The sequence below is a fragment of the Mesorhizobium sp. LNHC209A00 genome, assembly GCF_000502915.1.
Lineage (GTDB): Bacteria > Pseudomonadota > Alphaproteobacteria > Rhizobiales > Rhizobiaceae > Mesorhizobium.
The window spans coordinates 1-396 of record NZ_AYWT01000061.1; the positions used below are offsets into that span (position 1 = coordinate 1).

1 protein-coding gene is annotated in these 396 nt (G+C 66.2%); it reads left to right on the plus strand.

Annotated elements, in window-relative coordinates:
• Window positions 1-396, plus strand: a 396-nt coding sequence (locus X739_RS136600) for an Ig-like domain-containing protein (protein ID WP_023796705.1), incomplete at both ends; no start/stop codon positions are given.

The following is a 396-nucleotide window of genomic DNA, read 5'->3' on the forward strand; positions in this document are numbered from 1 at the left end:
CGCTCTTCCGATCTCTGGCCGACGGCGACTATCAGTTCCGCGCCGTCGTCACCGATCCGGCCGGCAACAGCTCGAACAGCAATGCCATCGAGGTCGTGGTCGACAACACCGCGCCGAGCGCCGGCACGCTGGCCTTTGCCAACCTCACCGACACCGGCACGCCGAACACCCCGGCGGTCACCACCGACGGCACCTTCGATCTCAGCCTGAGCGGCAACGCGGATGCCAACGGCACCGCGGTGACCTATCAAGTTTCGACCGATGGCGGCACCAACTGGACCTCGACGACTGCCACGCAGACCAGCCTGGCCGACGGCGACTATCAGTTCCGCGCCGTCGTCACCGATCCGGCCGGCAACAGCTCGAACAGCAATGCCATCGAGGTCGTGGTCGACA